The sequence below is a fragment of the Vibrio sp. OPT20 genome, from assembly GCF_963889365.1.
In the GTDB taxonomy this organism is placed as follows: Bacteria; Pseudomonadota; Gammaproteobacteria; order Enterobacterales; family Vibrionaceae; genus Vibrio; species Vibrio splendidus.
On record NZ_CAWPOA010000106.1, the window covers coordinates 173050 to 193598 of the forward strand.

The 20549-nt window shown below is 43.0% G+C and carries 17 protein-coding genes and 1 tRNA gene; 12 read left to right on the plus strand and 6 right to left on the minus strand.

Translation table 11 applies throughout. The features are described from left to right. The first annotated feature begins 128 nt into the window (after positions 1-128). Positions 129-725 carry a glycerol-3-phosphate 1-O-acyltransferase PlsY gene (gene plsY / locus AACR09_RS22595; RefSeq protein WP_193835732.1) on the plus strand — a complete coding sequence of 199 codons (597 nt, stop codon included), beginning with the start codon at positions 129-131 and terminating at the stop codon, positions 723-725. A gap of 92 nt (positions 726-817) precedes the next feature. On the opposite strand, the gene AACR09_RS22600 is transcribed toward plsY, so the two are convergent. Both AACR09_RS22600 and tsaD read right to left on the minus strand, forming a co-directional pair. Beyond that, a complete protein-coding gene (locus AACR09_RS22600; protein WP_017096014.1) occupies positions 818-1633 on the minus strand; it encodes an alpha/beta fold hydrolase in 816 nt (271 codons plus the stop codon). A 106-nt stretch (positions 1634-1739) separates the two neighbouring features. Next, positions 1740-2756: a tRNA (adenosine(37)-N6)-threonylcarbamoyltransferase complex transferase subunit TsaD gene (tsaD, locus tag AACR09_RS22605; RefSeq protein ID WP_004735972.1), complete on the minus strand. Its 1017-nt coding sequence runs from the start codon at positions 2754-2756 to the stop codon at positions 1740-1742. A gap of 258 nt (positions 2757-3014) precedes the next feature. Here tsaD and rpsU point away from each other — a divergent pair, with 258 nt between their 5' ends. The 9 genes from rpsU (at position 3015) to AACR09_RS22650 (ending at position 13057) form a co-directional block, all read left to right on the plus strand. Beyond that, positions 3015-3230, plus strand: coding sequence for a 30S ribosomal protein S21 (rpsU, locus tag AACR09_RS22610; protein WP_004396009.1), 216 nt, complete (start codon positions 3015-3017; stop codon positions 3228-3230). Between the two features lie 25 nt (positions 3231-3255). Next, positions 3256-3699, plus strand: coding sequence for a GatB/YqeY domain-containing protein (locus AACR09_RS22615; protein ID WP_009847797.1), 444 nt, complete (start codon positions 3256-3258; stop codon positions 3697-3699). A 119-nt stretch (positions 3700-3818) separates the two neighbouring features. Next, complete coding sequence (dnaG, locus tag AACR09_RS22620; protein WP_193835733.1) at positions 3819-5570, plus strand: DNA primase; 1752 nt, start codon at positions 3819-3821, stop codon at positions 5568-5570. A gap of 99 nt (positions 5571-5669) precedes the next feature. Further along, on the plus strand, positions 5670-7514 hold the full coding sequence (gene rpoD / locus AACR09_RS22625) for an RNA polymerase sigma factor RpoD (RefSeq protein WP_009847799.1): 1845 nt from the start codon (positions 5670-5672) through the stop codon (positions 7512-7514). 163 nt (positions 7515-7677) lie between these two features. Then, a tRNA-Ile gene (locus AACR09_RS22630) sits at positions 7678-7753 on the plus strand. A gap of 1052 nt (positions 7754-8805) precedes the next feature. Continuing rightward, positions 8806-9270 carry a hypothetical protein gene (locus tag AACR09_RS22635; RefSeq protein WP_193835734.1) on the plus strand — a complete coding sequence of 155 codons (465 nt, stop codon included), beginning with the start codon at positions 8806-8808 and terminating at the stop codon, positions 9268-9270. Positions 9271-9272: 2 nt separating this feature from the next. Further along, complete coding sequence (locus tag AACR09_RS22640) at positions 9273-10676, plus strand: leukocidin family pore-forming toxin (protein ID WP_193835735.1); 1404 nt, start codon at positions 9273-9275, stop codon at positions 10674-10676. 380 nt (positions 10677-11056) lie between these two features. Next, positions 11057-11275 carry a hypothetical protein gene (locus AACR09_RS22645; protein WP_193835736.1) on the plus strand — a complete coding sequence of 73 codons (219 nt, stop codon included), beginning with the start codon at positions 11057-11059 and terminating at the stop codon, positions 11273-11275. 513 nt (positions 11276-11788) lie between these two features. Then, positions 11789-13057, plus strand: a complete 1269-nt coding sequence (locus AACR09_RS22650) for an O-acetylhomoserine aminocarboxypropyltransferase/cysteine synthase family protein (protein ID WP_017080208.1) — start codon at positions 11789-11791, stop codon at positions 13055-13057. A 353-nt stretch (positions 13058-13410) separates the two neighbouring features. On the opposite strand, the gene AACR09_RS22655 is transcribed toward AACR09_RS22650, so the two are convergent. Next, positions 13411-14226, minus strand: a complete 816-nt coding sequence (locus tag AACR09_RS22655) for an AraC family transcriptional regulator (RefSeq protein ID WP_193835737.1) — start codon at positions 14224-14226, stop codon at positions 13411-13413. A 74-nt stretch (positions 14227-14300) separates the two neighbouring features. On the opposite strand from AACR09_RS22655, the gene AACR09_RS22660 reads away from it, so the two are divergent. After that, positions 14301-15194, plus strand: a complete 894-nt coding sequence (locus tag AACR09_RS22660; RefSeq protein ID WP_193835738.1) for a DMT family transporter — start codon at positions 14301-14303, stop codon at positions 15192-15194. Positions 15195-15311: 117 nt separating this feature from the next. On the opposite strand, the gene manA is transcribed toward AACR09_RS22660, so the two are convergent. The 3 genes from manA to malX form a co-directional block, all read right to left on the minus strand. Continuing rightward, positions 15312-16415: a mannose-6-phosphate isomerase, class I gene (gene manA, locus AACR09_RS22665; protein ID WP_135384552.1), complete on the minus strand. Its 1104-nt coding sequence runs from the start codon at positions 16413-16415 to the stop codon at positions 15312-15314. Further along, positions 16412-17584, minus strand: a complete 1173-nt coding sequence (locus AACR09_RS22670) for a MalY/PatB family protein (RefSeq protein WP_135384553.1) — start codon at positions 17582-17584, stop codon at positions 16412-16414. The genes manA and AACR09_RS22670 overlap by 4 nt, the downstream gene beginning before the upstream one ends. Before the next feature lie 83 nt (positions 17585-17667). Further along, positions 17668-19245 (minus strand): maltose/glucose-specific PTS transporter subunit IIBC, encoded by a 1578-nt coding sequence (gene malX / locus AACR09_RS22675; protein WP_193835739.1) that lies wholly within the window; start codon positions 19243-19245, stop codon positions 17668-17670. Between the two features lie 247 nt (positions 19246-19492). Between malX and AACR09_RS22680 the strand changes: the two genes are divergently transcribed. Continuing rightward, the gene (locus tag AACR09_RS22680) at positions 19493-20515 is read left to right on the plus strand and encodes a Mal regulon transcriptional regulator MalI (RefSeq protein ID WP_065105567.1); all 1023 of its coding nucleotides are present in this window, start codon (positions 19493-19495) and stop codon (positions 20513-20515) included. Positions 20516-20549 lie beyond the last annotated feature (34 nt).

The following is a 20549-nucleotide window of genomic DNA, read 5'->3' on the forward strand; positions in this document are numbered from 1 at the left end:
TTTAGAGGTCGGATACCCATATGGGGGAAAAAAACGTATTATTCGTGTAATTCCAGATATGATATCAATTACTCTTGGATTGAGCATTATTTTCCCATCGTTAGACTTATAACCGTTTAAGGAAAAACATGACCCCTTTGGCACTTATCATGATCATTGCAGCCTATTTGCTAGGTTCAATTTCGAGTGCGGTCTTGATATGCCGAGTCTTAAGACTTCCTGATCCAAGAACGGTAGGCTCCAACAATCCAGGGGCCACCAATGTACTGCGTATGGGCGGCAAAGGCGCCGCTGCAGCCGTGCTACTTTGTGACATGCTTAAAGGCACCATTCCAGTCTGGCTTGGCTACTACCTCAACATCGACTCGATCATTTTAGGCGTCGTGGCGATTGCTGCATGCCTTGGTCATATGTACCCAATATTCTTCCACTTTAAAGGTGGTAAAGGCGTCGCAACGGCACTCGGAGCCATCGCCCCAATTGGATTCGATCTAACGGGCATGATCATGGCGACTTGGTTGGTTGTGGCATTTTTGTTTCGTTATTCTTCTCTAGCGGCACTGGTTACTGTGTTGCTCGCACCTTTCTACGCTTGGTTAGTCAAACCTCAATACACATTGCCAGTAGCCATGCTGTGTTGTTTGATTGTGCTACGTCACCACCAGAATATTCGCCGCCTACTCGATGGCAGCGAACCAAAACTCGGACAAAAAAAATCGGCTTAAACTGTCGTGTCTAAGCCGAACCATTTTTAAACTGGGATAAATTTAAACCGACACAAGTCTCAGTCGATCAATACTATTCAGTCTTTAAGAGCTTACAGCAGATGTTTATCTAAAAATGTCTTCAGCATTGTGTTCACAAACTCTGGCTGCTCTAGCGAGCTAATATGACCAGCACCAGGAATCACCACTAACTCACTGCCCGTAATGCAATCGTGCATTAGGTATGACTCTAGTGCCGGACGTGGCTTATCTTCTTGTCCAACGGCAATCAAAACAGGCAGTGCAAAGTTCTCTACCGCTTCAATCATATCGCGACGCCCAAACACCATTCGACCAATTCGTGCGACTTCTTCTGCTTTCTCACCCTCAAGTGATGATAGCTGCTGAGTAAAACCTTCCACTAAAGCTGGTGAGTTAGTTTGAGCGTCATTAGCGAAGAACAGTGGAACAACCGCTTCTACAATCGGCTGAGGTACCATTTTGGTTTGAGTAATGGTGTCTAACATGCTGAAGTATTTAGCATGAGCAACTTCTGGCTCTAAACCAACAAAGGTATCCATAAGTACCAGAGACTTGATTCGTGCAGGAGCTAACTCCGCCAACTCTGTTCCCCACATGCCGCCAACCGATAAACCTACTACGGAGAATTCTTCGATATCTAAATGATCAAGCAAAGCCAAAACGTGCTGAGCGTAATCTTTTAAGTTACGCATCGAGCTCGGCGCGGCTTGTGATTCACCATGAGACCAAAGCTCTGGAACAATACAGCGATACTGAGTTTTTAATGCATCGATCTGCGGTTTCCACATTGCACTATCCCAAAGGTAGCTGTGACCTAACACAACAACAGGGCCTTGACCTTCATCTAGGTACGCCATCGACTGGTTGTCTACTGTAAACTTGTTCATTTTCTTCCCTAATCTCTATTAGCAATTATTTATCGACACATAGTCGGTAAGCTAGGATATAAAAACGGCCGCACAAGGCGACCGTTTATCGAAACACTACAGTCAATTACGCAATGGGCTCTAGCTGGTCAATAGGCCAACGCGGTGTGGCATGAACAGACAAATCAGCCGTTTCACCATTTTTAAGGCGTTGCATACCCGCGTAAGCAATCATCGCACCGTTATCAGTACAGAATTCAGTTCGTGGGTAGTAAACCTCACCACCGATTTTCTTCGCCAGCGCTTCAAGCTCAATACGTAGCTGTTTGTTGGCACTAACACCGCCAGCAATCACGATACGTTTCATGCCCGTCTCCACCAAGGCACGCTTACACTTGATTACCAAAGTCGCACAAACAGCTTCTTGGAACGCGTAAGCAATATCAGCACGAGTTTGGTCATCATTGTCATTAGCGCGAATGGTATTTGCCGCGAACGTTTTCAAACCAGAAAAGCTCATATCTAGCCCTGGGCGATCGGTCATTGGACGTGGGAACTTAAAACGCCCCGGAGTCCCTTTTTCTGCGAGTCGAGATAACAGCGGGCCACCCGGGTAATCTAAGCCCATCAGCTTCGCGGTTTTATCAAATGCTTCACCCGCCGCATCATCAATCGATTCACCAAGGATTCGATATTCACCAATGCCTTTTACTTCGACCATCATGGTATGACCGCCAGAAACCAGCAGAGCAACAAATGGGAATGGTGGAGGATTGTCTTCTAGCATTGGCGCAAGAAGGTGACCTTCCATATGGTGCACTGGCACAGCAGGCACGCCCCACGCATAAGCAATACTGCGACCAATCGTTGCACCCACAAGCAATGCACCAACTAAACCAGGGCCAGCCGTGTAAGCCACGCCATCAATGTCTTTCGACGTTAGGTTCGCTTCTGCCAATGCCGCTTTAATCAGTGGAATAGTTTTTTTTACGTGGTCACGCGACGCTAGCTCAGGTACCACACCACCGTAATCGGCGTGCAGTTTTACTTGGCTGTATAACTGATGAGAAAGCAGCCCTTGCTCATCATCATAAATTGCGATTCCTGTTTCATCACAAGAGGTTTCAATACCAATAATGCGCATAATTTTCTCGGCACGCTTTCGTCTAAAATGGGAAATTAGCGCAATATTACCCTGCCTAAGCTCTTCAAACAAATATTGTACAGACTATAATCGACAAAGTGCTTTACAAAGCCACTGTGATCGGATTAAAATTCCGCACCATTTTTGATCAAGCTGGTTAATGGCCAAACGCGAATAGAGAGTTAGCTCGATGGGTAACTTCTCTGATTTGGTACTGAGTAACCAGCGATAATGAATAACCCCTGAGGTGAAAGGCATATGCCAATAGTTAAAGTACGTGAAAACGAACCGTTCGACGTTGCACTACGTCGTTTCAAGCGCTCTTGTGAAAAAGCAGGTATCCTTTCTGAAGTGCGTCGTCGTGAGCATTACGAAAAGCCAACTACAGTTCGCAAACGCGCTAAAGCAGCAGCTCAAAAGCGTCACGCTAAAAAGCTAGCTCGCGAAAACGCACGTCGCGTTCGTCTGTACTAATAACTTAATCCATAAGGACTGAGTTATGGCTCTTATTGAACAACTCAAAGAAGAGCAAAAATTAGCGATGAAAGCCAAGGACAAACCGCGCCTTGGCACTATCCGCTTAGCTCTTTCAGCAATTAAGCAACGTGAAGTTGACGAACGGATCACTCTGAACGACGACGACATTATTGCTATATTAGTTAAAATGGTTAAGCAACGTCGCGATTCTGTTGCTCAATATGAATCGGCAAATCGTCAAGATCTTGCTGACGTGGAAAAAGCAGAAATTACGGTACTTGAAGGCTTTATGCCTCAACCGCTAACTGAAGAAGAAGTTATTGCACTACTTGATAGCGCAATTGCAGAAGCTCAACCTGCGGGCATGCAAGACATGGGTAAAGTAATGGCTATCTTGAAACCACAAATTCAAGGGCGTGCAGATATGGGTAAAGTTAGTGGTTTAGTTCGTTCTAAACTCGCTTAATCCCAAATCAAATTGCAACAAGCCGTGCAATCCTTCGGAACGCACGGCTTGTTTGTATCTGTAACCTATTCAAACTATTATTATCCACACTCTCAGTTAGTGCATTTTTCTAAGGTTTTATGGCAGGACACATCCCGCGTAGTTTCATCGATGATCTCCTAGCGCGTCTCGACATTGTCGATATTGTGGACGCACGCGTGAAACTTAAGAAAAAAGGCAAAAACTATGGTGCTTGTTGCCCATTTCACAACGAAAAGACCCCTTCTTTCAGCGTAAGCCAAGAAAAACAGTTTTATCACTGCTTTGGTTGTGGCGTACACGGCAATGCTATCGACTTCATTATGGAGTTCGAACGTCTCGATTTTGTTGAAGCGATTGAAGAGCTGGCCTCATTTTTAGGACTTGATGTTCCTAGAGAACAGCGCAGCGGTGAAATATCCACGGCGCCAAGAGCCAACAGCGAACAAAAACGTAACCTCTACGATTTGATGGGCGGCATCAGTAATTTTTACCGCTCTCAGCTGAAAATCTCAGCGAACAAACCTGCGATTGATTACCTAAAAAATCGCGGTCTTTCTGGTGAAATCGTACAGAAGTTTGGCATTGGCTACGTCGCTGATGAATGGGACTTGGTTCGTAAGAACTTTGGCCAACAAAAAGAAGCCCAAGACATGCTCGTTACTGGCGGCATGTTGATAGAAAACGATAAAGGCAACCGATACGATCGATTCCGTGGACGCGTGATGTTCCCGATTCGTGACCGTCGAGGACGAGTGATCGGGTTTGGTGGTCGTGTTTTAGAAGACGGCACACCAAAGTATCTAAACTCGCCAGAAACGCCGATCTTCCATAAAGGTAAAGAGCTTTACGGCCTTTATGAAGTGTTGCAAGCATACCGTGAACCGCCTCAAGTACTTGTGGTTGAAGGTTATATGGATGTTGTCGCACTAGCGCAATACGGTGTCGATTACTCAGTGGCATCACTGGGCACCTCAACAACCGGTGATCACGTTCAAATGTTGTTCCGCCAGACCAATACTGTGGTTTGTTGTTACGATGGTGATAGAGCAGGTAAAGAGGCCGCGTGGCGCGCACTAGAAAATGCGCTTGAATACCTAAAAACAGGTAACACACTCAAGTTTCTGTTCTTGCCAGACGGTGAAGACCCAGACAGCTATATTAGAGAACACGGTCAGGCTGCTTTCGAACAGCTCGTCCACAATGCGACGCCGCTTTCGACCTATTTGTTCGATAACCTGATAGAAATACACAAGCTGAATTTAGGAACAACAGAAGGAAAATCGGCACTGCGTGCACACGCGAGCGCCTTGATTAGTAAAATTCCTGACAGTTACTTCCAAGAACTGCTCGAAAAATTGCTCGATGAGCGAACTGGATTTGATAACCAATTGAGGCGTGCTCGCGTTCACACAAAGAACCCGACACCTCAACCGCATAAAGAGCTCAAGCGCACTCCAATGCGTGAAGTTATCGCTTTGCTTATCCAAAATCCGAGCTATGCTGATATGGTACCGGATTTATCAAGTGTCAAAGGCTTACAGCTGCCTGGACTAAGTTTATTCGTCGAAGTACTTGATATCTGCCGAGTGAACCCCCATATCAGCACAGGCCAATTATTAGAACATTGGCGAGACAACAAACATGAGGCACTTCTGTCTCGTCTCGCGAGCTGGGAAATCCCCCTCGACGAAGACAATCAAGAAGACATATTTTTAGACTCATTGGACAATATCCTTGCCCAGTGCGTTGAAAAACAAATTGAAAACCTGCAGGCCAAAGCAAGAAGTGTCGGTTTATCAGCCGAAGAAAAAAGGGAGCTACTAGCTTTAATGCTAGATCTAAAAGCGTAACCCTGTTTGATTAGTCAGCATTTAATAAATTTGTTAACATAATTGGTTTGCATTTGAGAATGCAACGTCCTTCACCAGACCTGAAGTTGGATATCATCTATGGATCAAAATCCGCAGTCACAGCTAAAATTACTTGTTATTAAAGGCAAGGAACAAGGCTATCTGACCTACGCCGAAGTAAACGACCACCTACCTGCAGAAATCGTGGATTCTGAACAGGTAGAAGACATCATTCAAATGATCAATGACATGGGTATCAAGGTAGTAGAAACTGCACCTGACGCTGATGATCTAGCTCTTAATGATGACGATGCCAATATAGATGAAGATGCAGCTGAAGCTGCTGCTGCTGCGCTTTCAAGCGTAGAAAGCGAGATTGGCCGTACAACTGACCCAGTTCGTATGTACATGCGTGAAATGGGTACAGTTGAACTACTGACTCGTGAAGGCGAAATCGACATTGCGAAGCGTATTGAAGATGGTATCAATACCGTTCAATTATCTGTTGCTGAGTACCCAGGCACGATTCCATACATCTTGGAACAATTTGACCGCGTACTCGCTGAAGAGATTCGCTTAACAGATCTAATCAATGGCTTTGTTGACCCAGACGACGATGGTACAGCTGCGCCAACGGCGACTCACATCGGTTCAGAGCTCGCTAAAACTGATCTAGAAGACGAAGACAAAGAAGAAGCAGAAGACGACGAGGAAGAAGAAGAGGAAGATACAGGTATTGATCCTGAGCTTGCTCTTGAGAAATTCACAGCGCTTCGCACTAGCTACCAAAACCGTCAACTAGCAATCAATGAATACGGCCACGAAAGCCCGAAAGCAACGCTTGCAACAACAATGATGCAAGACGTATTCAAAGAATTCCGTCTGACGCCAAAACAGTTTGATTACCTAGTAAACGAACTGCGTACTTCGATGGATCGCGTACGTACTCAAGAACGCCTAATCATGCGTCAAACGGTTGAGTACGGCAAAATGCCGAAGAAATCTTTCATTGCTCTATTTACTGGCAATGAATCTAGCGAAGCATGGTTGGACGAAGTTCTTGCTTCAGACAAGCCATACGCAGAAAAGATCAAACGTAACGAACACGACATCCGTCGCTCTATCCAAAAGCTGGATATCATCGAACGTGAAACGTCTCTTACTGTTCAAAGCATCAAAGATATCAGCCGTCGTATGTCTATCGGTGAAGCGAAAGCTCGTCGTGCGAAGAAAGAGATGGTTGAAGCGAACTTACGTCTAGTAATCTCGATTGCTAAGAAGTACACAAACCGTGGTCTACAATTCCTGGATCTAATCCAAGAAGGTAACATCGGTCTGATGAAAGCGGTAGATAAGTTTGAATACCGTCGTGGTTACAAGTTCTCTACTTATGCTACGTGGTGGATCCGTCAAGCAATCACTCGTTCGATTGCCGACCAAGCTCGTACTATCCGTATTCCGGTTCACATGATCGAAACGATCAACAAACTAAACCGTATCTCTCGTCAAATGCTACAAGAGATGGGTCGTGAACCGCTTCCGGAAGAGTTGGCTGAGCGCATGCAAATGCCTGAAGACAAGATCCGTAAAGTACTGAAAATCGCTAAAGAGCCTATCTCAATGGAGACACCAATCGGTGACGACGAAGATTCGCATCTGGGTGATTTCATCGAGGATACAACGCTAGAACTGCCTTTAGACTCTGCAACGGCAACAAGCCTACGCGGCGCAACTAAAGACGTTCTTGCCGGCCTAACGCCTCGTGAAGCGAAAGTACTGCGTATGCGTTTCGGTATCGACATGAACACTGACCATACTCTTGAAGAGGTTGGTAAGCAGTTCGACGTAACTCGTGAACGTATCCGTCAGATCGAAGCAAAAGCACTGCGTAAACTTCGTCACCCAAGCCGCTCAGAAACTCTGCGTAGCTTCCTAGACGAGTAATTACACGCTTTAGTGTGGTTAGCTTTTAAGCATAAAATAAAAAAGGTGAGCGTTGGCTCACCTTTTTTGTGCCTACGTGATTTAAGTGGCTAAGATGTAAGCGGAATTGCCCCTCATAGTGTCTAGACACCATTGATTGGTTCCCCTATAATCTATGCCCTACGGCCCCTTAGCTCAGTGGTTAGAGCGCACGACTCATAATCGTTCGGTCCCCAGTTCAAATCTGGGAGGGGCCACCAAATTCCGATAAGGCTCATGAAGAAATTCATGGGCCTTTATCTTTTCTAGTCCTTTCCATATCCGGTCTTCGATTACTTCCTGTAAGCACGATTCCATTAGCGCCAGTGAAACACTCCACCTAATCACCACAGAACCCGTAAATATATCTCAGGCTAATATCAACCATCAGTAGGCTCTCTCATCTGTACAACACGATTCTGCGCTAGATACATACCATTCAACACAAAAGTAGAGCCCCAGAAAAACTTCCCGACTAAGCCAACAAAAATATAACCAACATTCAGTTCCATTAGGTTCAGTAATTTATATAGATATAAATGAGATACCTAAATGGAGTTCTAGCTGATATCAGTCAGGAGACTCAGCACCGAAGATTAGAACCAGATGACTGTTGAACAATGATGACCAATTACCCTCCGTGGTAATTGGTCTGATATCTCTTAAGTGATTTAGGTTAGTCGGCAGCAGCAGTGAACCTCAGAGCTAGAAACGAATGCTAATCACTGGACTGGTATTCATACTGAAATCGGTAATCTCAACGCTAGGAGTGGTTCTAGGGCGAATCTGCTATGAGTTAGGGTGAGAAGTTGGGTTAGCGAATGGACTGCTGGAATCAGATAGAAATCTAGAGTGAGAATACCGTCGTCGTCGACAGCAATAGACCTAAATCAGGGTGAAAAACCGGACTAGGACCGGACCAACGACGTCGTCAACGAAATCTAGGGAAAGTAATTACGGAAGAAGTCAGGCAGAACAAGGGCTAGAAAGAGATTACAGGGCCAATCTAGAGTGACCGCCCTCGCGAGCTAGAGTTTTAAGTATTGGATTTCACTTCAAGACATTATCTCTCTGGTAATTTAGTTGTTCTGAGAAATTGCCATCATTTTCGGGTGTTATTGAATGCATCATTGAGTTGTACACAATATATTTATTGGCATTTAAATTGGAACGAACTACAAAAATAATAACGATAACCTGAGCTATAGTTCAGAGTTCCTGATATATATATTTTCTGAATAACCCTTGGTATACAACGACCTAAGAAACCACTATGAAAAAATTAATTTTATTACTTCTATTTGTTAGTTTTTCATCTAGATCTGACATTCAATTGCTTGGTCTACCTACACAATTACATGAAACGTTACTTCAACAAAATGCAAAAAGTAATTATATCAATAATGAAAAGATTAATTATATTAATCTAGCAAGTTTGTCTATAGCAGAAATCAAACAATCCGAAGCTCTCATAAATGAAAGCCGTACTTTAATCATTGATATGACTGAAGTGTACACTGAAGAGGAGCGTATCAGTTATAGCTCTACAATCACTGGCTTAGGTATTGATGCGCCTGTAATTGTGGTTGGAAATCTCGGCGGAGAAAGAGTTATCAATATTGTTAACGTCAATATAACTGATATCAACGGTAACAACATAAAAAATGAAAGCGAAGCTTTAGAAAGCCTTTCTTCATCCTTGGTTCATGTTTTACAGCGCTTTAGTGGGGAGATGTAATAATGAGACTGTTCAAATACTCCCTTTCAATTCTAAGCCTCATCTCTACTTCTGTTTTATCAGATGATTTTCTTCCGATTGTCGAAGTCCCTTTATATATTACCAGCCAAAATATCACGTGTGACTTATTTACTGGGGATGATTATGACCGAGAGTCAAATAAAACGCGCGATTGGTGTAATGCAAGTGCTTCAATTGACGTTCGAGTCAATATGTCATTAATGCGATCCATTCGCTCGTCCACAAAAATGGGAGGGTTTACACCCGATTCAAAAATAGCACGCTTTACTATTGATGATAAAGGCCATGGGGCTGGTATTCATCTAGCCGACGACATCACACAAGAGTACGTTAATTTTCGAACATGGACAGACAGAAGTGAAGTCTTTGGTCCAATTGCGACTAGTTATGATGTTTGGGTAAAGCCAACGGACGGTTACCTACCTAAAATTGTAAAAAACTACCCTGGAAATAAAAACAAAAACTTCCAACACAGAGAAACCAGCGGCTTTACCATTGGCGTTGATACTAAGAAAAGCGTAGAGATTGGTAAAGATGGTCCCAAGGGTAGTGTTGATTTAGGCGCTTCGTTTGGTTATCAACAATCCAAAACTTTAGTGTTTGATACTCAGGAGTATGAAATCGTCAACCATTCTTCGTTGCATGATTTTGCACTATCTTTCAAACGCACCTTCGGGGTCTGCGATACATTAACGAGAAATGAAGCCTCTACGGGTTGTTATTTTAGCGGTCCTATCTGGTCAGGTGCTTGGGTTTACGATAGAGATAAAGTTAACCCAATCGCTTACGCTAATTTTAAACCTAATTATGACGTTATTTACGAGGCTCCGGTTACTGAGCAAGGAAAGACACGTTTTGAGGTAGGCGTTGGGGTCGACTACTCGGTTTATACCGGTTTTGTTCAATATACTGTTCTCGCGGCAATTCATCTTACACATGATGAATTGCAAGGTTCACATAAGATCAACACTGCTTTTACTGTTGACTGGAATCACCCGATATTTTTACCAGAAAAGCATGTAACGCTTCAATCTCTATCTCATGTTAACCAATGCCTTACTGCCAGCGAAGATGATAATCATGTTTTTGGAAGTGCGTGTAGCGGCGAGTTAGCCCAAGTTTGGGGCTACGATAAAGAAAGCAGATATGTAAATAGACAAAGCCCAAATGTTTGTTTATCAATTGACAAAGATAAACGTGTTATAACTGAGCAGTGTGGCTCCAGTTTAACCCAGAAGTGGTTTTGGCAAGATGGCCAGTTAATCAGCTACCTACCTGATGGAAAAAAGACTTGGAGTCTCGACCCTCAACAAATCGGTCAACTTATACTTAAGCCTGATTCTAACAAAGGGTGGTTGGAAAAACAGACCAATTTGAGCTTATAACAACGTAATTATTCCGATCAAAGATTAGGTTGATAAGTTAATTTTCTTCTCTTATAAGATCCATTGGTTATTGTTAGGCGCCAGTGGGTCTTTAGGACACCAAAGCCTACAAACTTCCATTAAATATGCACATTTGGCTAGTTCTAGGTTGAGGAGGTCAGTCATGGGTGCTGGTACATAAAGGCTTATACTCGGTTAATAATATAATTTTGACTTCGGGTTTATTACTACAGACAGATTACCTCTTATCCCCCATACAAAAGCGCTGATACCTCCAGCATATCGAAATCACATTACAGATTCCTGAACCAAGAATCAGGTCGAAACCTGCAATGTGTCTATTTTTTGGTCTGACTCGTACACTTTTTGTAGGCGTTTTTATGTCTCTCCCCAATAACCCTCACCAGCAGTTAGAACAAGCAATTAAGAATATTGTTCTAACTTATCCCGTTTGGATATCTTCCGAAGAACTTGCAGAAATAGTTATGCGAGAAATGCATTTAGAGAGTTACTTTTTTGAAAAATATTTTCGCTATAGTAGGGCTAAAGCTGTTTATTATACAGCCATGGCTTTAATGCGTAACGGTACACTGCACTAGTGCTACTCACGCGGCACTCAACAGCCTTTAAGCCTCTGGAATTACAGTCCAAAACTTCTAGATATCCCTCTAGGTTGCTGGCAATAAATTGGACTGATTTAGTCCGGTACTGTTCCTGCCTTCCACCCCAGATCCCCCTCGTCGTACTAATTACTCCCATCACCTTCATCATCCCGTCGTCGACATCAGAGAAATCTTGCGGGTAATCAGGTTATGTTATTTTACTAGTGGATTGGGGTGAGATTCGGGGCAGGGTCACTATGTTGATTACAGTGCTGAAGCTTGGCTCATAATCGTTCGGTCCCCAGTTCAAATCTGGGAGGGGCCACCAAATTAGAAAAGCCAGAACAGTTCACGCTGCTCTGGCTTTTTGCTTTTCTAGCCCTTTATCTTCTAGCTTAACGCTCAGCCCCATTCGTCCAGTTTCTTCTATGTGACTAAACATACTTTTCTTTTATAAAAAAATCGGCAATATGATAGTACACAAATCATTCAATAGTTCAGGGAAGACTCATGAAAGACGAAACGCTCTCGATTCACTTCGGCTACGACACTGATCCAACAACCAAATCGGTTGCGACACCTATTTACCAAACCGTTGCTTACGAATTCGATGACGCACAACACGGCGCCGACCTGTTTAACCTTGCGGTGCCAGGTAATATCTACACTCGTATAATGAACCCAACCAATGATGTGTTGGAAAAGCGCATGGCAGCCTTAGAAGGTGGTATTGCAGGCTTAGTGGTGAGTGCAGGCAGCGCGGCGATCAACTACGCGATTCAAACGTTGGCACAAATCGGTGACAACATCGTTTCAACACCTCAGCTTTACGGTGGTACTTACACCCTATTTGCTCATATGCTACCAAACCAAGGGATCGAAGTTCGCTTTGCTAAAGACGATAAACCAGAAAGCTTAGCGGCACTGATCGATGAAAAAACCAAGGCGGTTTATTGTGAAAGTATCGGTAACCCAGCAGGCAATATTATCGACTTAGAACGTGTTGCTGAGCTTGCTCACGCACAAGGTGTACCTGTGATTGTCGATAACACGGTGGCGACACCTGTGTTGTGTAAACCTATCGATTTTGGTGCCGATATTGTGGTGCACTCGCTAACCAAATACGTTGGCGGTCACGGAACAACATTAGGTGGTGTTATTGTCGATTCAGGCAAATTCCCATGGGCAGAGCACAAAGATCGCTTCCCGGTCTTTAATCAACCAGAACCTTCTTACCACGGTGTGGTGTATACCGAAGCCTTTGGTGAAGCCGCATTTATTGGCCGCGCTCGAACCGTTCCATTGCGTAATACAGGCGCAGCACTGTCCCCCATGAATGCCTTCATGTTGATGCAGGGTCTAGAAACGTTGTCGCTACGCATGGAGCGACACACCGAGAATGCATTGAAAGTAGCAGAATACCTTAAGCAACATGAGAATGTGAGTTGGGTAAGCTACGCGGGGTTACCAACCTCTGAGTTCTACCCATTGGCTGAGAAATACATGCAAGGTAAGCCGTCTGCCATTTTATCTTTTGGCTTGAAAGATGGTTATGAAGCCGGTGTTCGTTTCTATGATGCGCTGCAAATCTTCAAGCGCTTGGTGAACATTGGTGATGCAAAATCTCTCGCTTGTCACCCTGCTTCTACAACACACCGTCAATTAAGCGAAGCTGAACAAAAGCAAGCAGGTGTGTCACCAGAGATGATTCGCCTCTCAGTAGGTATTGAACACATTGACGATATCTTGGCTGACCTAGAGCAAGCACTTAATGCTTAACGCTTAACGCTTAACGCCGTTAAAGCTAGATCTAACGCTGATCGTTAACTAGCAGACACAAAAAAGCCCATCACAGGATGGGCTTCTTATTATCTATATTCCGGAAAGCGTTAGAACTTTTCTCAGTCAATTGTTCATTACTCAGCTATGTAAGAAAGTTGCCGAACGATAAAGATTTAAACTCACTAGAAGTCCATAAACGAGAAAATCATGCATAAAATGATGAAGCCTTTTTCTAGGTCATTTTTTCGTATTAACTTTCATTTGAAGTTTGGGTATTTACCATCAGGCGATTTAAAAGTAATTCTCACATGGACCATGTATAGCATCCAAAGTTCGAATTCTGTCTAAAATCAATACTGTTGGTTTTGTTTCCTAAATTGCTCTGGCGTTACTCCGGTAAGCTTGCGAAACATTTTAATAAAAGATGACCCTTGACTATAACCCAGTTGAAAAGCAACTTCGTTGATTGATATAGACTCCTTTAATAATGCCATAGCTTTAACTAACTTTGCCCGTTGGCGCCAATCATTAAAACTCATTCTTAGCTCTTTCTGAAAACGTCGAGCAATCGTTCGTTCGGTACTAAATACACGTGTTGCCCACATCGCTAAACTGGAGTTATCGGAAGGATTTTCCTGGAGATGAGCCAAAATAGGGGCAAGCAATTTGTCATCACTCGAAGGGAGGTAATTTTCTATGGGCTCAGTTTTCGCGAGCCTTTCCATTAATACATGGCTTAAACACCTATCTTCCTCGGTCAACACCGCCGTTGTTTTTCGTTCTACCAAATCATCTATTATTGCTCTTAATAATGGTGTTAGGGGGATCATACAAGCCTGCTTAGGTAGGCTTGGGCTAATACTTAAAGCGATATTAATAGCGCAGTATTCGACATCACTTCGATTAAAAGCACGGTGCTGCTGCTGTGCAGGTGTCCAAATTGCATAGTTAGCGGGGCAAACCATTTTTTGCTTATCTACCTCTATCTCAAGTACACCTTGTTTGATTAGGTGCAACTGCCCCCAAGCATGTGAATGAGGCAAAGTTTCGGTTTGCGCCTCAAGAAAAAAATAATGAAAAAATACATCAGTAGGGAGCGTTTCATCGAGTCGTGGCATAAATGTGTTGCCTGTCGTGTTAGCTATGTTCTCTGTCGTGAACGGCATACAGCTTTCCCCTTCATTGATGTGACAATTCTGTTAGTTGTTCTTTCGAACAAGTCCCCATAACAGAGATTATTATGAATATTATATTTCCTATTACCGCCGTATTTATATGGGCAGCAAATGCTGTAATCAGTAAATTAGCAACCAGTGTGATAGAGCCTGGTGCTATAGCTTTCTATCGTTGGTTTTTTGCACTCTTAATCCTATTGCCATTTTGCATTAAGCCAGTATGGCAACAACGAGAGCAGATAAAGCCACTTATATTAAAATTAACGATCTTAGCTTCACTCGGCATGGTCCTTAATCAATGTCTCGCGTATTACGCAGCACATACTACTAGTGCGACAAATATAGCGGTGTTCCTATCATTAATGCCATTGTTTGGATTGTTTCTTGCGGTTCCACTCTTGGGTGGCAAATTGAAAAAACAGGCACTATTTGGCGCCGTAATCTCCCTCTCAGGGTTAACGTATATGTTGAGTGAAGGTAATCCGGTGAGTTTGTTGTCTGATGGTATAAAGCAAGGTGATGGCTTAATGCTTATCTCTAGCTTGGCCTATGCTCTTTACTCAGTTTTGCTCAATAAATGGAAGCTGCCATTAAAACCTTGGACGTCTGTTTTTTGCCAAGTCGTTTTTGGTGCCCTGCTTCAATTACCTTTATTATTGAGTAGTGACTCCTACCTAATCGCAGTTGATGCTTTTCCTATGGTGATCTTTGCTGCGGCTTTTGCTTCAGTTCTTGCCCCTTGGTTTTGGCTTCAAGGTGTACAGCGTATTGGCGCTTCACAAGCCACATTATTCATGAATCTAGTTCCTGTGTTTACGGTCCTAATTAGCCTTATCTTCCTTGGTCAACAACCAACTATGTACCATTTGATTGGCGGCGGTTGTGTTCTAGTTGGACTGTTGATTGCTCAAATGAAAACTCTATCATTACGAGTAACCTTGAACCCTGAAGCAGCCTAATGGAAGTTAGTTTAATTTAGGGTGACTTAAACGTTTAGTTAGTGGTTAAAATCCATCTCTAATATGAATTAGAGATGGATTGGGAAGAAAAGAACCTAACACCATTTGGGCTCTTTTCTATTCAGACTCAAAAGCCCGAACTAGTAAACCATCGCCAGATACTTGGTAAGTACCCGGTTCAATAAACAGAGATTGCCCAGTAGACAAAGTGATATCATTAAGTTGGGCTGTACCTTTCACAACTAATAAAATGGAGCGAGTCGGCACATTAAGCGGTTGCTTATCTTCAGTGGTTTGGCGTAATGCTAAACCGAATTTGGTCTCTGTAGGTTGTAATACTCGGTCGTGATTGATGACACTCGCCACAAGCTTTTCGGGGGTAAAAGGAGCAAATTGCGTACAAGTGATCAATTCCGCTGTATCGATATGTTTAGGTGTTAGTCCGGCTCTTAATACGTTGTCTGAACAACCCATTAATTCAACGCATGTACCTTTGGTATAGGCGTGAATAGTACCCGCTGGAAGGTACATTGCCTCGCCAGGCTCTAGAGTTAAACAGTTCATGTAGAGTGGTGCGAGTATGCCTATATCATTTGGATAGTAATGAGCAAGTTCAATAACCTGCTGCCACATTGGAACATTTCTAGTAATCGCAATCGACAGTACTTTAGAGATAACATCCTGCTTTTCAGAGAATGAAAGCTGGAGCAAAGAGATCACTAAATCCTGATGATTGAACCCACCCTTTTGAACAATCGCTTTCAATGCCTCTGACTCAACTAAGTTCAAATTATCCGTAATCTCTTCTAACTCTCGAAACCCGACCATAATTTTAAACGGGGATAATGCCATGACCATTTCAGGCTTAGCATAAGCATCTTTGTAATTCCGATGCGGTGCATTTAGGGGGATATTAAGAGCACTCTCACGCGCAAAACCCTCTTCTGCTTGTTGCTCGTTTGGGTGAACTTGCAGCGATAAAGGTTGAGATGCACTGAGTACCTTAAATAAAAAATTCAGCGGTTTCTGCTCTAGGAACAGGTCTAAGCCTTGCCACAATTGATCATTGACCTGTATTTGTGATGGCAAAGAAGAATGTCCACCAAGCCACAGCTCAGCAAGTGGATTATTCTCTTTTTTTTCGAGGCCAAACAGCCCGTAAAGTAAGTGAGAACCCCATTGGTAATGTTGTTGTCCAGCTTCTAAGCGGTATGTATTCATTGAGTTAACTCTTTTATCGCTAAAATGAGGGCGGATAAGCCTTGTTCTACTTTGCTACGTGGACAGCCTAAATTTAAGCGCACAAAATTCTTACCTACATCTCCATAGGTGCTGCCTTGCATAATTGCTACTTTATGCTTTTTGATTAGGCACTGATTTAGCGCATCCATATCAATAGAGAGCGAAGAAAGATCAATCCAAGCAAGATAAGTCGCATCTGGGATCTGATATCCAATCATTGGAAGTTGAACTGCCAAAGTATCTTGTACATATTGATGATTTGCGTATAAGTAGGTTTTTAATTCATCAAGCCATGGCGCGCCGTGTTGATATGCCGCCATTAAGCCAATCACACCTAAAATAGATGGTGAAGAAAGCCCATCTATCTGTTTAAGGTTAAATAGATAATTTTCGCGTGCGGAGTCTTCTGCAATAAAAGCATAAGAGCCATTTAAAGCCGGGATATTGAATGATTTGGATGCGGAACTAACCAAAGCCCAACGACTACCAGCATCAAATCCTTGCCAAGGAGTGTGAGGCTTAAAGCTCACATCCATATGAATTTCATCACTAATCACCGCAACATTATGCTTAATACATAACTTTGCCATTTTTATTAGTTCTTCTTTACTCCACACTTTTCCCGTCGGATTGTGCGGGCTACATAGCAATAAAATAGTGTTGTTAGGGTCAGCTAATTGGGTTTCAAATTGCACCCAGTTAACCTGGTAGCCTGAGGGTGAGGCTTGTAATGGACTCGCGACAATATTGCGGTCTAAACCTAAAATCATTTTATCGAACGCATCATAGGCCGGAGTATGAATAAGAACTCCTTCACCAAGACGACTCCATTGCCTGATAAGCTGGGATACGATGTAAATAACAGAAGGACCGTAGACTAAATATTCATCGTTGAATTCAGCATCAAAACGATTTTTGAACCACTGAGTCACCGCATTTTTGAAATCACTGTGATTCCAGCGACTGTAACCCAATACGGGGTGTTTTAAACGCGAGTGTAGCGACTCAATTACCTCTGGAGCAGCGGCGAAATCCATATCAGAGATAGTAAATGGAAGGAGATCGGCTTCACCGAATCGATCTTCGACATAATCCCATTGAGTACAATAACTGCCTTTACGATCGATCTGCTCAGAAAAATTGAACATAGTAGAGACTCCCAAAACTCATCATGAGCCCAAAATTTGAAGTGGAGAAGAGGCGGAAGAGACTCCCGCCTTAAGTAAAAAGACTAAGCTGTTGTTACCATTAAAGATTGCATCTCATTTTTCACTAAGTGAACTTGAGTACCAATAACTACTTGTAAGCTATGCTCATCAAGCTTCACTACCCCAAGAGCACCGTAAGACTTAAGTTTTGCATCATCAACTAAGCTCATGTCAGCCACAGTCAAGCGTAAACGAGTGATACAGTTATCAAGTGATGTAATATTTTGTGCGCCGCCAAGAGCCGCAAGGATTAGTCCACCTTTACCACCTTCAGTTGCAAGAATAGTTTCAGCTTCTTCAGACACAACCGCTTCTTCAGCTTCACGACCTGGAGTTTTAAGGTTGAACTTAAGGATTGCGAATTTGAATACAAAGTAGTAAACCGTGAACCAGACGCTCGCAACAACAGGAACCAAGTACCATTTCGTAGCAGTGCCTTGAAGAATACCGAACACTAAGAAGTCAATAATGTTGCCATCTGTGTTACCAATAGTCACATCAAGCATGCCCATAATCATGAAGCCGAAACCAGTAAGCATTGCGTGGATGAAATACAAGGCTGGTGCAACGAATAGGAATAGGAATTCAAGTGGCTCAGTAATACCACCGACTACACAAGCAACGACACCAGAGAGTAATAGAGCTTTAATTTTGCTGCGGTTTTCAACTTTTGCACAGTGGTACATAGCTAGAGCAGCACCAGGAAGACCACCTAAGAATGCCGGCATTTTACCTTGCGATAGGAACGCGGTTACTGATGGAGTGAAGCCTTGAGTTTCAGAACATGCAAGCTCGGAATAGAAGATATTAAGCGCGCCAGACACACTTTCACCACACACTTCCATCGTGCCACCGGCTTCAGTGAAGCGAATAAGCGCTACAAGGATGTGATGAAGACCAATAGGAAGAAGTAAACGTTCACCAGCACCAAAAAGGAAAGGACCAAAGTCACCAGCGCCTGCAATAGCGTAACCAATGCCGTTAATACCAGCAGCAAAATATGGCCATACAAAAGGAACCAATAGACCAACTAGACCTAAAGTAATGGTTGAAATAATAGGGACAAACCGTGCACCGCCAAAGAAAGCTAAAGCATCAGGCATTTTGAATGTGTAAAAACGAACATGCAATTTTGCCACGATAATACCGACAATAACGGCACCAAGAATACCAGTATCGATAGAGTCAGTACCTAAGATCGATTTCACACCGTAAGCTTGACGTTCAATATCACTATCAAGTACGCCAGTGACCGTTAGGTAGAAATTAATCGCTAGGTTTAGCGCTGCATAGCCAACTAAACCCGAAAAAGCTGCTACCCCTTTTTCTTCACGAGCGAGCCCCATTGGAATCGCAATAGCAAACATAACAGGTAAGTAGATAAACGCTACTAGGCCAATTTTAGTCATCCAAATAAAGATATATTGCAAAACAATATTATCAAAAAATGGCATCGCTTCTTTTAGTGCCGAGCTGGAAAATGAACTGCCAACCCCAAGAAGAATGCCCGAAAATGCGAGCAAAGCGACGGGAACCATGAAGGTTTTCCCTAGGCTTTGTAGAAATTCCCACAACGTTGTTTTATTAGCTTTTTGTTGCATAGCTTGTCTCCAGTTAAATACTTAAGAATAAAGTCAGAGATCATTCAAAACGTAGGATAAGGGGCGAATGTACTCTGTATTTGAATGCAGAATACACATGATAAAAATGTGGTAAAACGTTTTACCACATTTATTGTGATCGTGATCGAGATAATTTTTCAATCTGTATATAAATGCGATAGAATAGGCGAGGTAAAGGTGGTTTTATTAGGTGTAACGTTTTATCAATTTTTGATAAAGAAGAGCTATGACAAATAAAAAAGCAAATATTAAGGACGTCGCAGAACGAGCTGGAGTCTCAGTGACAACCGTTTCGATGGTACTCAGTGCTAAAGGACGTATATCTACAGATACGATCGACAAGGTTAATCAAGCAGTACATGATCTCGGCTATATAAAAAATCGCAGTGCATCTAATTTACGCTCACAGAAGTCGGCACTGATTGGATTAATTCTAAGAGATATTAGCGATCCATATTATGCAGAGGTCACCGCAGGTTTAAGTGAAGTATTGGAAGATAAAGGCTACATGCTTTTTCTTGCCCAATCGGGAACGAACCAAGATAAATTTGATCAATGTATAGCAACTATGGTGGCGCAGGGCGTTGGGGGAATTGTGTTCTGCCCAATCCGTGATATCGGGGTTCCTAACATCGATAAAGTAAAAGAGCTAAATGTACCCATTGTTTGTGTGGCACGAGCAAAGGTAGGACAACAAATAGATTTTGTTGGGCCAGATAATATGCAAGCGGCAAAAATTGCCACCGAATACCTTATCAAACAGGGACACCGCCAAATTGCTTATGTCGGAGGGCAATCTGACTCGTTAAGCCGAGCAGAACGTTTAGGTGGTTATTGCAGCACATTAATGCAATTTGGCTTGCCATTTAAACCTGAATGGGTAATTGAGTGTGATAAAAGCCAAACAGCTTCAGCAGAAGCGGTCAATCAGTTGATTAATAAAAACCCAAAGATTACCGCTTTACTTTGCCATTATTCTTCAACAGCATTTGGGGCAGTGTACGGTGTTAATCGTTCCAATCGTAGTGTTGGTAAAGATAACTATATTGGCCAACAAGTTGCAATCATTGGCTTTGATGATGTGCCGGAAGCTGAACTGATCCAACCTTCTCTAACTTTTGTTTCTACGCCAGTTCGTGATATTGGACGTGAAGCAGGACATCGATTAATCAGTCAACTTGAAAATAAAGATAGCATTCCGCAAAGTGTTATTTTAACGCCAGAGTTAATAGCGCGCGACTCAGCATAATATGACAGCAATAAGTACCGCTACAGTGAAATAA

Excerpts from the sequence above, each read along its gene's own strand:
- plsY (WP_193835732.1), top strand. The coding sequence starts at position 129 with ATGACCCCTTTGGCACTTATCATGATCATTGCAGCCTATTTGCTAGGT.
- AACR09_RS22600 (WP_017096014.1), bottom strand. The coding sequence starts at position 1,633 with ATGAACAAGTTTACAGTAGACAACCAGTCGATGGCGTACCTAGATGAA.
- tsaD (WP_004735972.1), bottom strand. The coding sequence starts at position 2,756 with ATGCGCATTATTGGTATTGAAACCTCTTGTGATGAAACAGGAATCGCA.
- rpsU (WP_004396009.1), top strand. The coding sequence starts at position 3,015 with ATGCCAATAGTTAAAGTACGTGAAAACGAACCGTTCGACGTTGCACTA.
- AACR09_RS22615 (WP_009847797.1), top strand. The coding sequence starts at position 3,256 with ATGGCTCTTATTGAACAACTCAAAGAAGAGCAAAAATTAGCGATGAAA.
- dnaG (WP_193835733.1), top strand. The coding sequence starts at position 3,819 with ATGGCAGGACACATCCCGCGTAGTTTCATCGATGATCTCCTAGCGCGT.
- rpoD (WP_009847799.1), top strand. The coding sequence starts at position 5,670 with ATGGATCAAAATCCGCAGTCACAGCTAAAATTACTTGTTATTAAAGGC.
- AACR09_RS22635 (WP_193835734.1), top strand. The coding sequence starts at position 8,806 with ATGAAAAAATTAATTTTATTACTTCTATTTGTTAGTTTTTCATCTAGA.
- AACR09_RS22640 (WP_193835735.1), top strand. The coding sequence starts at position 9,273 with ATGAGACTGTTCAAATACTCCCTTTCAATTCTAAGCCTCATCTCTACT.
- AACR09_RS22645 (WP_193835736.1), top strand. The coding sequence starts at position 11,057 with ATGTCTCTCCCCAATAACCCTCACCAGCAGTTAGAACAAGCAATTAAG.
- AACR09_RS22650 (WP_017080208.1), top strand. The coding sequence starts at position 11,789 with ATGAAAGACGAAACGCTCTCGATTCACTTCGGCTACGACACTGATCCA.
- AACR09_RS22655 (WP_193835737.1), bottom strand. The coding sequence starts at position 14,226 with ATGCCGTTCACGACAGAGAACATAGCTAACACGACAGGCAACACATTT.
- AACR09_RS22660 (WP_193835738.1), top strand. The coding sequence starts at position 14,301 with ATGAATATTATATTTCCTATTACCGCCGTATTTATATGGGCAGCAAAT.
- manA (WP_135384552.1), bottom strand. The coding sequence starts at position 16,415 with ATGAATACATACCGCTTAGAAGCTGGACAACAACATTACCAATGGGGT.
- AACR09_RS22670 (WP_135384553.1), bottom strand. The coding sequence starts at position 17,584 with ATGTTCAATTTTTCTGAGCAGATCGATCGTAAAGGCAGTTATTGTACT.
- malX (WP_193835739.1), bottom strand. The coding sequence starts at position 19,245 with ATGCAACAAAAAGCTAATAAAACAACGTTGTGGGAATTTCTACAAAGC.
- AACR09_RS22680 (WP_065105567.1), top strand. The coding sequence starts at position 19,493 with ATGACAAATAAAAAAGCAAATATTAAGGACGTCGCAGAACGAGCTGGA.